At 71.4% G+C, this 11,074-nt stretch carries 9 protein-coding genes; 2 read left to right on the forward strand and 7 right to left on the reverse strand.

Going from position 1 to position 11,074, the window contains the following annotated elements; translation table 11 throughout:
* Nucleotides 1-314: 314 nt before the first annotated feature.
* Nucleotides 315-2,693 (forward strand): endopeptidase La, encoded by a 2,379-nt coding sequence (gene lon, locus KDK95_RS32320; RefSeq protein ID WP_212522155.1) that lies wholly within the window; start codon nt 315-317, stop codon nt 2,691-2,693.
* A 34-nt stretch (nt 2,694-2,727) separates the two neighbouring features.
* On the opposite strand, the gene KDK95_RS32325 is transcribed toward lon, so the two are convergent.
* From KDK95_RS32325 to KDK95_RS32355, 7 genes are all read right to left on the reverse strand, one after another.
* Nucleotides 2,728-2,964, reverse strand: coding sequence for a DUF6191 domain-containing protein (locus tag KDK95_RS32325; RefSeq protein WP_212522156.1), 237 nt, complete (start codon nt 2,962-2,964; stop codon nt 2,728-2,730).
* Between the two features lie 181 nt (nt 2,965-3,145).
* Complete coding sequence (locus KDK95_RS32330) at nt 3,146-4,138, reverse strand: phospholipase D-like domain-containing protein (RefSeq protein WP_212522157.1); 993 nt, start codon at nt 4,136-4,138, stop codon at nt 3,146-3,148.
* 390 nt (nt 4,139-4,528) lie between these two features.
* Entirely contained in the window at nt 4,529-5,128 is a 600-nt protein-coding gene (locus tag KDK95_RS32335) for an ATP-binding protein (RefSeq protein WP_212522158.1), read from the reverse strand.
* 401 nt (nt 5,129-5,529) lie between these two features.
* Nucleotides 5,530-7,395, reverse strand: coding sequence for an LCP family protein (locus KDK95_RS32340; RefSeq protein ID WP_212522159.1), 1,866 nt, complete (start codon nt 7,393-7,395; stop codon nt 5,530-5,532).
* Nucleotides 7,396-7,488: 93 nt separating this feature from the next.
* Nucleotides 7,489-8,316 (reverse strand): molybdate ABC transporter permease subunit, encoded by an 828-nt coding sequence (gene modB, locus KDK95_RS32345; protein WP_212522160.1) that lies wholly within the window; start codon nt 8,314-8,316, stop codon nt 7,489-7,491.
* Nucleotides 8,313-9,137: a molybdate ABC transporter substrate-binding protein gene (gene modA, locus KDK95_RS32350; protein ID WP_212522161.1), complete on the reverse strand. Its 825-nt coding sequence runs from the start codon at nt 9,135-9,137 to the stop codon at nt 8,313-8,315. The genes modB and modA overlap by 4 nt, the downstream gene beginning before the upstream one ends.
* Entirely contained in the window at nt 9,137-9,553 is a 417-nt protein-coding gene (locus KDK95_RS32355) for a TOBE domain-containing protein (RefSeq protein ID WP_249162228.1), read from the reverse strand. Before KDK95_RS32355 ends, modA begins: the two co-directional genes overlap by 1 nt.
* A 154-nt stretch (nt 9,554-9,707) precedes the next feature.
* Between KDK95_RS32355 and KDK95_RS32360 the strand changes: the two genes are divergently transcribed.
* Nucleotides 9,708-10,865, forward strand: a complete 1,158-nt coding sequence (locus KDK95_RS32360) for a DUF5925 domain-containing protein (RefSeq protein ID WP_372463419.1) — start codon at nt 9,708-9,710, stop codon at nt 10,863-10,865.
* Nucleotides 10,866-11,074: the final 209 nt, after the last annotated feature.

Consider the following 11,074-nt stretch of genomic DNA (forward strand, 5'->3'; position numbering starts at 1 on the left):
GCCCCTGCCCGCCCAGCACGCGCTCCACCAAGGCCCGAAACGCCGCCTGCTTCCGATCCGCCTTCGCGCTCACGCTCACAAGCCCAGTCTGCGCCCCACCCGAGAAACCGGCGACCCGCCACCCGCCGGTCTCGCCGCGCCCCACAACGGCCATCACGGCTATCGCCGCACGTCAGGGGCCGATCGCTGACAGCGAACACTCCTGGGGGAACACCCCGTCAGGCCGCCAAGTTGAGCACGGCAGACTCAACTTAGCCGGACTCGAACACTGTCGGGGCCCCAGCGGTCCCGGCGGGCGACCCAGGGAGCCGTTCATGGCGATCACGTCCACCACCAAGGCCCTGCCCGTTCTGCCGCTCGACGACGAAGTGGTGCTGCCGGGCATGGTCGTGCCGCTGGACCTCAACGACACCGACGTGCGCGCGGCGATCGACGCGGCGAGGTTGGACCCGGACGCGGGCGAGCATCCAGAGCTGCTGCTGGTGCCGCGGCCCGACGGGAAGTACGCGGCGTACGGCACGCTCGCGGTCATCGAGCAGGTCGGGCGGCTGCGCGGCGGCCAGCCGGTCGCCGTCGTGCGCGGCACCCGGCGGGCGAAGATCGGGCGCGGGACGACCGGGCCCGGCGCCGCCCTGTGGGTCGAGGCGGAGATCCGGCCCGAGCAGTCCGCCGGCGCCCGCGCCCGCGAGCTGGCCGAGGGCTACCGCGAGACCGCGATCAAGATCCTGCAGCACCGCGGCGCCTTCCAGGTCGTCGACGTCGTCAAGCAGATCCAGGACCCGTCCGCCCTGGCCGACTCGGCGGGCTACGCGCCGTACCTGACGATGGAGCAGAAGCTGCAACTGCTGGAGACGGTCGACGTCGAGGCGCGGCTCGAGCTGCTGGCCGAGTGGTCGCGCACGCACCTGGCCGAGACCGAGGTCAACGAGTCGATCAGCAAGGACGTCAACGAGGGCCTGGAGAAGCAGCAGCGGCAGTTCCTGCTCCGCAAGCAGCAGGAGGCCATCCGCAAGGAGCTGGCCGAGCTGGAGGGCCGTCCGGCCGACGAGACCGACGACTACCGCGCCCGGGTCGAGGCGGCCGATCTGCCCGAGAAGGTGCGCGAGGCGGCGCTCAAGGAGGTCGAGAAGCTCGAGCGCAGCGGCGACCAGAACCCGGAGTCGAGCTGGATCCGCACCTGGCTGGACACCGTCCTGGACATGCCGTGGAACGAGCGTTCCGCGGACGCCTACGACCTGCCCGGCGCGCGGGCCGTGCTGGACGCGGACCACGCGGGCCTGGACGACGTGAAGGACCGCATCGTCGAGTACCTGGCCGTGCGCAAGCGGCGCGAGGAGCGCGGGCTCTCGGCGGTCGGCGGGCGGCGCTCCGGTGCCGTGCTGGCGCTCGTGGGGCCGCCTGGCGTCGGCAAGACCTCGCTGGGTGAATCCGTGGCGCGGGCCATGGGACGCAGCTTCGTCCGGGTCGCCCTGGGCGGCGTGCGGGACGAGGCGGAGATCCGCGGGCACCGGCGCACCTACGTCGGCGCGCTGCCCGGCCGGATCGTGCGCGCGATCAAGGAGGCCGGGACGATGAACCCGGTCGTGCTGCTCGACGAGGTCGACAAGGTCGGCTCCGACTACCGGGGCGACCCGTCGGCGGCGCTGCTCGAGGTGCTGGACCCGGCGCAGAACCACACCTTCCGGGATCACTACCTGGAGGTCGACCTGGACCTGAGCGACGTCGTGTTCCTGGCGACGGCGAACGTCCTGGAGGCCATCCCCGGGCCGCTGCTGGACCGGATGGAGCTGGTCCGCCTCGACGGCTACACGGAGGCGGAGAAGGTCACGATCGCCCGTGACCACCTGCTCCCGCGCCAGCTGGAGAAGGCCGGCCTGAACGCGGACGAGGCCTCGGTCGAGGACGGCGCGCTGCGCCGGATCGCGGCCGAGTACACCCGGGAGGCGGGCGTGCGCGACCTGGAGCGCTCGCTGGCCCGCATCCTGCGCAAGGCGGCGGCCAAGACCGCGGTCGGCGACCTGGAGCTGCCGGTGCTGGTCACGGAGGCGAACCTGCAGGAGTTCCTGGGCCACCCGCGGCACATCCCGGAGACCGCGGAGCGCACCGCGGTACCGGGCGTGGCAACCGGTCTGGCGGTCACCGGCGCGGGCGGCGAGGTGCTGTTCGTGGAGGCCTCGCTGGCCGACCCGGAGACCGGTGCGACCGGCGTGACCCTGACCGGGCAGCTGGGCGACGTGATGAAGGAGTCGGCGCAGATCGCGCTGTCCTACCTCCGCTCGCACGGCGCCGAGCTGGAACTGCCGGTCGGCGACCTGAAGGAGCGCGGCGTCCACGTGCACGTGCCGGCCGGCGCGGTGCCGAAGGACGGCCCGAGCGCGGGCGTCACGATGGTGACCGCGCTGGGCTCGCTGCTCTCCGGCCGGCCGGTGCGCGCCGAGGTGGCGATGACCGGCGAGGTCTCGCTGACCGGGCGGGTGCTGCCGATCGGCGGCGTCAAGCAGAAGCTGCTGGCCGCCCAGCGGGCCGGGGCGACGGTGGTCCTGCTGCCGAAGCGCAACGAGCCGGACCTCGACGAGGTGCCGGAGGAGGTGCGCGAGGCGCTGGAGATCCACCTGGTCTCGGACGTGCGCGACGTGCTCGACCTGGCGCTGGTCCCGGCCACGGCCGCGGCGCCGCACCGGATCGCCGCCTGATCGGCGGCGTAGGGCCCGGCGCCGGGCGTACGCGCTAGTCGGTGTCGGGCTCGGCAGGCTCGGCGGCCTCGTCCTCGGCCGCCGGCTCGGAGGCCTCCTCCCCGTCCAGGGAGGGGGCCTTCGGCTTGATCAGCACCACACCGGAGCCGAGGTCGACCGGTCCACGGCCGGGCTCCGACGGCGACTCGACCTCGCGGGTGTGCTCGAGGCGCTCCTGCTCGTCCACGCGGTGCCGGTGGCCCGGGCTGAACAGATCGAAAAAGACGGTCATGTTCCCAAGCTACCCTGCCGCGCCCGCGGTTCCTACCGGTCGGCGGTCACGAACGCGGCGAGGGGCGGTGCCGTGCCTGTGGGTAGTAGGCGCGGATCCCGTGTCCGGGGGCGATGGTCCCGGGGCGCCGGCCCCCGCTCGCCGGGGAGCGGGGGCCGGCCTCGCGCGGTATCGCAGGGTGCTACTGGACGGTGCCGCCCGCGTAGTCGGAGGCGAACTGGGTCTCGACGACCTTCTCGACACCGGTGTCGTTGAGGATGATGCCGAGCTCGCGGTTGTTGTCGAGCGAGTTCGACGTCCAGTTCATCGAGCCGATCTCGACGGCCGCGTCGGACAAGCCGTAGTCGGCGACGATGGCCTTGGCGTGGATGTAGTAGCCGGTGCTGCTGGAGTAGCCGACCACGGTGCCGCCGGCCGCCTTGATCTCGGAGACCTCGGACGAGTAGTCCGCCGGGTACTCGAGCACGACGCGGACGGTCACGCCGGCCTTGGCGCGGGCCACCACGGCGTTGATGAGGGTGGAGTCGCTGAACTCCTCCTCCTCGATGTCGAGCGTCTTGGTGGCCCCGTCGATGATCGACAGCAGCCGGGAGGTGGCGTCGGTGGGCGACCAGAGCAGGTTGTCGCCGTCGCCGGGGGTGATGGCGGTGTTCGCGTAGTCGGCGTTGAAGACCTTCTCGATCGCCGCGACGTCGTTCGCGTCGGTGTCGATGACGCCGTAGTCGCAGCTGGTCGTGTAGTACTTGCTGGTCAGGTTGCCGGTCAGGATCATCGACTCGTCGCCGTCGATCGTGATCGTCTTCTGGTGGGTGTAGGTGAAGCGCGAGGTGTTCGACTCGACGACGCCGACGCCGGCCGCCTTGAGCTTCGTGATGGCCGAGGAGTTGTACGAGGTGTGCTGGCCGTCGAGCACGACGCGGACGGTGACGCCGGCCTTCTCCCGGGCGACGAGGTCGTTGACCGCGGTGGTGTCGACGAGCTCGTACATGGTCATGTCGAGCGTCTTGGTCGCCGAGTTGATGAAGCTGTAGATCGTCGGCTCGGTGGCCGAGCTCGTGTTGAACACGAAGCCGGTGTAGGCGGTGGCCGCGTGCGCCGGGTAGGCGGCGACCGCGGTCGCGACCAGGCCGCCGGCGAGGGCGAGAGCAGTGCTGCGGAACGTGCGGTTGCGCATGGGGACAGACTCCTTCAGCGGGGGTGCCGTGCCCGTGGGTAGCAGGCGCGGTTCTCGGGTGCTGGGGGCGGTATTCACATCACCAGGCCCCGCGATTCAGCACACTGAATCCACGTGGAGGCGGAATGTCGAGTCCGTAACGGTTGAGTGAATCAGCTTCCGTAATATTGACTGCTGCGATACGCTGCAAGGTTGGACCCATATTAAAATCCCGTTTCCCGCACGGATATCCGGACAGGGCGGGACGAATCGAACTCCGTCAGGGTTCGATCATGATGGGAACGCGTGTGGGGAGGCGCGAGGGACCACGCCGGGGATCGGTACGAGGGACCGGCGCGCAACGGCGCCGGGTTCGGGAACCCGCGGTGGGTTCAGGAACCCGCGGTGGGTTCAGGAACCCGCGGTGCTGCGCGTGGTCGGCCAGGCGCGGCGGACGCGGCGCTCCCAGGCGCGCCGGGCGCGGCTCGCGGCGCTCTCGTCGGCGCCGGGCTCGAGCCCGGGCGAGGTGAACGTGGCCGTGACGACGGTCCCGGCCCGGTAGCGCGGCGCGCGCACGATCAGCGAGTCGGCCAGTTCCCGGGCGATGAACAGCCCGCGGCCGCCCTCGGCGTCCAGGTCGGACTCGACCTCGTCGCGCTCGGGCACCCCGAGGCCGCGCCACTTGCCGGCGTCCTTGACGGTGCACTCCACGGCCGTGCCGGCGGCGGTCGGCTTGCGCCGCAGCACCAGCTGGACCGGGCCGCTGCCGTGCCGCAGCGCGTTGCCCGCGAGTTCGCTGATCACCAGGGCGGCGTCCCCCGCGCGCTCGGCCAGGCCCCAGCGCTCCAGCGCGACGGCGGTCAGCCGGCGGGCCTCCGCGAGGGCGGCGGGCGCGGTCAGCTCCGTGACCACGAGCCCCAGCATCACCTGGGGGCTGATCGAGCGCACGGATCGCACGCCCATGGCCGAGACGAGTACTCGGCGCGCTATGCGGCTTGACTGACGCGCCACGGTTGTTCCACTCCAGCGGGGTCGAAACGGTCGGTTCTGGGCGTTACCAATCAGGACCGCCGCCGCGCCAACTCCACCGCCAACCCTTACGCCGCACTCGTCTAAGGGTGGGCCGGCCTTCCGCGAAAAAGGCGATCCACGCACCCGCCGCCTCGGGTACTCTCCGCGTCCACACCCTCACTCGCTGCTTCTGTTACCGCAGGTCACAGCGGGTTCCGGGGGTGAATCGCGAACCATGGTACGGACCGAAGAGTATCGGCCGAAGCCCGCCTCCGATACCCCCGCGTTGTCACAAATCAGATGCGGGGGCTCAGCCGAGGCGCACCGGCGTACGACGGCGCGCACATGCAGATGCCCGTTGAACGCGTCCGCGCCGGTCAGCCGCGGACGACGTTCCCCGGTCACTGCGAGCTGCCGGACGTGCCGGAACCCGTCTCGTAGTCGGGGTTCGCGGTCACGCACGCACCCGCGTTCGCGCCGTTCTCCTCGTAAGAGTCGCTCGGCACCGAGATCGCGGCGCTCGCCGAGTAGCTGCTGTTCGCCGTCGAGTAGGTCGCGCCGCTGGTCCAGTCCGTGCCGATGGTCAGCACGAGCGTGGTCCCGGTGCCGGTCTCCTCGAGTGCCGAGGACGGCAGGTTCAGGTCGCCGGCCAGCTCGTTCGCCGCGGACGCCTCCTTCGCGGAGTAGACGAGCGTGGTCGTCGCCCGCGTCGAGGTGGCGTCGCTGCCGGAGCTGTAGACGAAGCCGTCCCGGAAGACCTGCGAGACGACCGTCTCGTACCGGTTCGTGGTGCCGGAGGCGTTGACGACGTTCACGTGCATCGGGTGCTTGCGGGCCGCGGCCTCCTCGGAGGCGTTGGGCGTGGAGGACTTCGTCGCCGACGCGGATGCCGACGAGGACGCGGTCGCCGAGCCGCTCGCGCTCGCACCTGCCGACGTCGACGCCGAGCCGGAGTCCGAGGAGCCCGCGGACGTGCTCGCGCCCGCCGACGCGGACGCGGACGAGGACGAGGACGAACCGCCGGAGGTCGTGAAGGACTTGTCCTGCTCGACGTCCTGGAAGATCGCCTGCGCGTCGGACGACGCCTCGACGCGGTACTGGTAGCTCGCGTCGGAGGTGTCGGTGTCCTGCTGCCACGGCATGGTCAGGAAGGTGGTCCGGTCCGCGTCCACCTCGCCGAAGTCGTCGGCCAGGCTGAGCAGGGCGGTCGCGCTGTCCAGGCCGTTGTCCACGGTGGTGTACTGGGTGACCGTCTCGGCGATCGACTGCAGCTCGCTCAGGTTCGTCAGCGTTGCGCTGGCCTTGACCTTGCGCAGCAGCGAGGACAGGAAGATGTGCGTGGCCTCCTCGCGCCCGAGGTCGGAGCCGTCGTAGAAGGCGTGCCGGGTGCGCAGGAACTGCAGCGCCTGCTTGCCCTCGACGTTGGACGTACCGCCGCTGATGGTCAGGCCGGAGTACGGGTCGTGCACGGAGGCGGAGACGCACACCGGGACGCCGCCGAGCTCGCTCGACAGGTCCACGACACCGGAGAAGTCGAACATCATGTAGTGGTCGATGGTGATCCCGGTCATCTTGACCACGGCCGCCACCTGGCACGAAGCGCCGTACTGCAGCGCGCTGTTGACCATCCCGCGGTCGCCGCCGGCGCACTCGGGCAGCTCGGTCTCGGTGTCCCGGGGTATGGAGAGCACGGTGACGTTGCTGCGGTCGGCGGACAGGTGCACGATCATCTCGCTGTCCGCGTTGGCGCCGGACCCGCAGTCCCCGCCGAGGCCGCAGTCCGCGGCGGTGGCCCGGGTGTCCGAGCCGATCAGCAGGATGTTGATCGGAGACCGGCCGTAGGCGTCGACCGGCTCGGCGGGCTCGGTGAAGCCCGACGGGAGCAGCGCGGTGTGCTTGAGATTCTTTGTCAGGTGCTGGACGTCCCAGGCGGCGAGCCCGAAGGCGGCGGCCGCGCCGAGGGCGGTGGTCGCGGTGACGGCCAGCGCCGCCGTCTTCAGCCGCCTGCGCCGCCTGGCCCGCCGCGCACGCTGCGCGGAGCGCTCGCCCTCGGCCTCTTCAGGCTCGCTCTCGGCCCCTGCAGGCTCGCCCTCGGCCTCCTCGGACTCCGCCTCCTCGGGCTCGGGCTCCTCGGCTCCGGCCTCGGTCTCGGCTCCGGCCTCGGCTTCGGTCCCGGCCGACTCGGAGTCGGATTCGCTGATCGCCGCGTCCCCGTCCGGAACCGGTTCCGGACCGTCAGGACCCTCATCAACTAATGGATCAGCCATCGCCTCTTCACCCGTCCATTCGATCAACCGCAGGTAGTGACGTTCGACCTGAGCCGCTGGTTGCGAATTGGAGTTAAGAAGACTGTTAACACGTTAAACGCGGGTGAAGAGCCTGTCGCGCAGCAGGGCGAGCAAGGTCACGGATACCGCGAGCAGGACCAGACTGAGCACGATGGCTGACTGGGGATCGGTCTGGAAGGCGAGGTACACGGCGAGCGGCATCGTCTGCGTGGTGCCGGGGAAATCGCCGGCGAAGGTGATGGTCGCGCCGAACTCGCCGAGCGCGCGGGCCCAGGAGAGCACCGCTCCGGCGGCGATGGCCGGGAGCAGGTTCGGCAGCGTGATCCAGCGGAAGGTCTGCCAGCGTCCGGCGCCGCTGGTGGCCGCGGCCTCCTCGAGCGCCGGATCGAGCCCGTGCAGGGCCGCCTCGACCGAGATGACCAGGAAGGGCAGCGCGACGAAGGACTCGGCCATGATCACGCCGGCGGTGGTGAACGGCAGCGTGACGCCGAACCAGCGGTCCAGGTACTCGCCGAGGATCCCGGAGCGGCCGAACACGAGCAGCAGCGCCATGCCGCCGACCACCGGCGGCAGCACCAGCGGCACGGCGACGAGCGCCCTGGCGATTCCGCGACCTGGCATCTCCGTGCGCGCCAGCAGCCACGCCAGCGGCACGCCGAGCACGATGCTCACTCCGGTGGCCGCGGTCGCGCATTCCAGCGAGAGGCGCAGCGCCGTCCACGTGTCCGTGCCGGACAGCTCGGCGGTCAGCTCGCGCCACGGCGTGCGCACCAGCAGTCCGAGCACCGGCAGCGTCAGGAAGGCCAGGCCGAGCAGCGAGGGCGCCAGCAGCGCGATCGGGGCGCGGCCCTGGTTCAGCCGTCGCCCCGAGCGCCTCGCCTCCCGGCGCCGATCGGTCACGGAGCCTGGAACCCGGCCTTGAGCAGGACCTGCTCGCTGGAGGAGGACAGGATGTACGCGACGAAGGCCTGGGCCAGCGTCGCATTCGTCGAGCCCTTGAGCACGTCGATCGGGTAGGAGTTCACGGCGCTGGAGGCCGTGGAGAAGACGACGCCGTCCACCTTGCCGTCCGCCCCGACGATGTCGCTGTGGTAGACCAGCGCCGCGTCCACCTCGCCGAGCTCGACCTTCGTCAGCGCGCTGGTGACGTCCGTCTCGTAGGTCACCGGGGTCAGCGAGACCTTGGCGGCGGCCAGCGCCTTCACCGCGGCCGAACCGCAGGGCACGGTCTTGGCGCAGAGCGCGACCTTGGTGCCGGACTTGGTCAGGTCGGACAGCGTCTTGATGTCCTTCGGGTTGCCCGGGGCGACGGCGATCTCCAGCGTGTTCTTCACGAACACGGTCGGGTCGCCGGTGGTGTCGCCGGCCTTCTCGACGGTCTGCATGGTGCTCTGGTTGGCCGAGGCGAACACGTCGGCCGGGGCGCCCTGGGTGATCTGCGCGGCGAGGGTGTCGCTGCCGCCGAAGGAGAACTTCACCGTGGTGCCCGGGTGCTCCTTCTCGAAGGTGTTCGCGAGCTCGGTGAAGGTCTTCTGCAGCGAGGCCGCGGCGAACACGGTGATCGTACCGGAGAGCGCCTGGCTGCTCCCGGAGGCCGAGCCGGTGGCCGACGCGCTGGCCGAGGAGGACGAGGAGCAGCCGGCGAGGGCCGCTCCGGCCAGCGCGAGGACGGCGAGCGCGGCGGCGGGACGGCGAAGGCTGGAGCGGTTCACGGTGGGCATCAGGGTTCGATCCGTTCCACGACGACGTTGGTGGACTTGACGACGGCGACGGAGAGCACGCCGGGCTCCAGGCCCAGCTCGTCGGCCGCCTCCCGGCTCATCAGCGAGACGATCTTGTGCGGCCCGGCCTGGATCTCGACCTGCGCCATCACCCCGTCCCGGACGACCCGGGTGACGATGCCGCGCATCCGGTTGCGGGCCGAGGAGACGGCGCCGTAGCGCTCGCGCATCTCGGTGTCCGCGAAGGTGGCGGCGAAGGCGGCGAGGTCGGGGCCGGCGATGGTGCGGTGGCCGCCGCTCTCCCCTCCTCGGTCGGCGGGCAGGCGGCCCGCGTCGATCCAGCGGCGGACCGTGTCGGAGCTGACGCCGAGCAGCTCGGCCGCCTCGCCGATCCGGAAAGCTCGCGTTTGCGTCATAGTGATTATGATAGTGCCGCAGCTGCGAGATTTCTTCGGCGGAAGAGCCGCAGGTGCCGGTTGTTACTCTTTCGACACCGGTCCGTGTACGCACCGTGCGCGTCGCGGCCAAATCAGTGGACGAGCACACTTCGGGCGAGGATCATGGCCCCTCGTGACCATGACCGAGAACGGGACCGCGGCCGCCCGGGACCTGCTGCGCGGAATCGCCGAGGGCGCCTCGTCGCTCGGCGAGGCGGCGCTGCCCGGCGGCAGGCCGTGGGCGGAGTGGGGCACGCTGGACGACAGCGTCGACACCGTCACCGTCTGCCAGTTCCTCTTCCTCGCCGCGTTCGCCGAGGGGCGCGAGCCCTACGCCTTCTCGACGTCGCTCCAGGGCTTCAAGAAGGGCGCCTGGCGGCTGCCGGAGGGGGCCAGGACGCTGCGCGAGGCGCACGCCGGCCAGCGGGCCGTGTACGCCGTCGGCGAGGGCTGGAGCCTGCTGCTGCACCGCTACTACCCGGGCCACGGCCTGGCCGTGGTGACCGCGCGCGACCCGGACACGGCGCGGAAGGTCGGCCGGCAGGCGGCGAAGCTGGTGAAGCGCACGGTGAAGGAGCGCGACGACCGGGTCAGCCTGGGCTTCTGGCACGCCTCGGCGAACGGCGCGGTCAACCAGGAGCGCGCGATCGAGGCCCAGGACTGGTCGGAACTGCGGCACAACTACTCGGCGCCGGTGGCTGAGCAGCTCGAGAAGCTGATGGAGCTCAAGGCCGCGGACGTGAACGGCAAGCTGATCCTGCTGCACGGGCCGCCCGGAACCGGCAAGACGACCGCGCTGCGGGCGCTCGGCCGGGCCTGGCGCCGCTGGTGCCGCACGGACTGCGTGCTCGACCCGGAGCGGCTGCTCAGCGAGCCCGGCTACCTGCTCGAGGTCGTGATGGGCGAGGGGCACGGCGACCGGCGCTGGCGGCTGCTCATCCTCGAGGACTGCGACGAGCTGATCCGCGGCGAGGCGAAGCACACCGCGGGCCAGGCGCTGTCCCGGCTGCTGAACCTGACGGACGGCCTGCTCGGCCAGGGCCAGAACATCCTGGTGGCGATCACCACGAACGAGCAGCTGGACCGGCTGCACCCGGCCGTGGTGCGCCCGGGCCGCTGCCTCGCGCAGATCGAGGTCGGCGCGCTCGCGGCGGCCGAGGCCGCGCGGTGGCTGGGCGGCGGCGAGCGGGTGGCCCGGCCGATGACGCTGGCCGAGCTCTACGCCCTCAAGGCCGGGCGCGAGGGGCTCGGCACGATCACCGCCGAGCCCTCCACGGGCCAGTACCTCTGACGCGACGGGTGCCCCCGGCGCCGCGAGCGGGTCTCGGCCGCGCCTAGGCCGTGTCTTCAAACTATCGCCGGGTCCGCGACGCCTGCCACGCACGCTCGCGGCGTTGCAGGGGCGGTTGCAGACGACCGAGTATGCGCCCGCCCCTGCGCCTTGCGAGCGCACGCGTCAGACGCCGCGGCCTGATCCAACGCAAGTTTGAAGACACGGCC

This window comes from Actinospica acidithermotolerans, assembly GCF_018139625.1.
In the GTDB taxonomy this organism is placed as follows: domain Bacteria; phylum Actinomycetota; class Actinomycetes; order Streptomycetales; family Catenulisporaceae; genus Actinospica; species Actinospica acidithermotolerans.